Origin of the sequence: Romboutsia sp. (genome assembly GCF_035470145.1) — a bacterium.
Lineage (GTDB): Bacteria > Bacillota > Clostridia > Peptostreptococcales > Peptostreptococcaceae > Romboutsia_D.
In genome coordinates this window covers 1-1,744 of record NZ_DATIRC010000191.1, presented here as the reverse complement: position 1 = coordinate 1,744, position 1,744 = coordinate 1, and the positions used below count along the sequence as shown (strand labels likewise).

Here is a 1,744-nt window from a genome sequence, read left to right as displayed (position 1 = left end):
CCTCTTTACATATTTGACTTATCTTTACATTATCGTAACCATACTCTGAAATTAATTTCATTGAAGTATCTAATATTTGCTTTTTAGTTTCTATAGCTTGAGCTTGTCTTTTAGTTAAATTACCTTCTTTCATTTTTAAATCTCCTACTTTCACTTCTATATATAACAATTTAATTATACACAATATTTTATATTAGTAAAGTTTTATGAAAATGTTTTTACACTTTGAATAAAAAATATTGACAATAAACTAACAACGAGTTATTATTTAATTAATAATTTAACAGAATCTGTTCTGCGAATTAATTCTGTTAAAAGAAGGGGGAAATATTTATGAATAAGTATCAAAATATTTTTGAAAGTATGAAGATTGGAAAAGTAGAACTTAAGAACAGATTTTCTATGGCACCTATGGGACCTATAGGTTTTGCAAATGAAAATGGAAGCTTTAATCAAAGAGGAGTAGATTATTCTGTTGAAAGAGCTAAAGGTGGAACAGGACTTATAATAACTGGTATTTGTAATGTAGAAAATGAAATAGAAGAAATCGCAAGACCTTCTCTTCCATGTCCAACTATAAACCCTACTGCATTTATTCTTAGTACAAAAGAAATGACTGAAAGAATACATGCATATGGTTCTAAAATATTTCTGCAGTTAACTGCTGGATTTGGTCGCGCAGGCCTTGGGCATATAATTAAAAAGGCTGTTGCACCATCTGAAATAGAAAATATATGGGATCCAAGCTTAATACATAGAGAATTAACAGTAGAAGAAATAAAAAAATATATACAAAAGTTTGCTGAAGCTGCTGCAATAGCTCAAAAATCTGGATTTGATGGAGTGGAAATACATGCAGTTCATGAAGGATACTTATTAGATCAATTTGCTATAAGCTTATATAATAAAAGAACTGATGAGTATGGTGGAGATCTAAGAGGAAGACTTAAATTTGCAACAGATATAGTTAAAGCTATAAAAGCTACTTGTGGAGAAAATTTCCCAGTTTCACTTAGATATAGTGTAAAGAGTTTTGTCAAAGATATAAGACAAGGTGGACTTCCAGGTGAGGACTTTATTGAAAAAGGTAAGGATATTGAAGAAGGATTAGAAGCTGCTAAGATATTAGTTGAAGCAGGTTATGATGCTTTAAACGTGGATGTTGGAACTTATGACTCTTGGTACTGGAACCACCCACCTATGTATTTTGGAAAAGGTGGAATGTACTTACCATATACTAAAGCGGTTAAAGAAGTTGTAGATGTTCCTGTTTTATGTGCTGGTAGAATGGAAGATCCAGAAATAGCATCTAGGGCAGTTGCAGAAGGTATGTGTGATGGTGTAAGTTTAGGTAGACCTCTTCTTGCAGATCCAGAAATACCGAATAAGATAAGAAAGAATAAGGCTGATAAAATACGTCCTTGTTTATCTTGTCATGAAGGTTGTATGGGAAGAATTGCTAATGCTGGAATTTTATCTTGTGCAGTAAATCCACAATGTGGTAGAGAGGAAATATATAAATTAACTCCTGCATGCACTAAAAAGAAAGTTATGATAATAGGTGGTGGAGTAGCTGGTATGGAAGCTGCTAGAGTTTGTGCTCTTAGAGGTCATGAAGTAAATCTTTATGAAAAGAGTGATAAACTAGGTGGTAATGTTATACCAGGCGGAATACCTTCTTTCAAAGAAGATGACCATAAACTAATAAAATGGTTTGAAGGTGAATTAAGAGACTTAAATGTAA

General features: G+C 32.1%; 1 protein-coding gene. It reads left to right on the top strand.

Annotation, left to right across the window (positions count from 1 at the left end; all coding sequences use genetic code 11):
* Positions 1-333: 333 nt before the first annotated feature.
* The coding region (locus VLM92_RS08260; protein WP_325275865.1) for an NAD(P)-binding protein at positions 334-1,744 on the top strand (1,411 nt) is incomplete at its 3' end.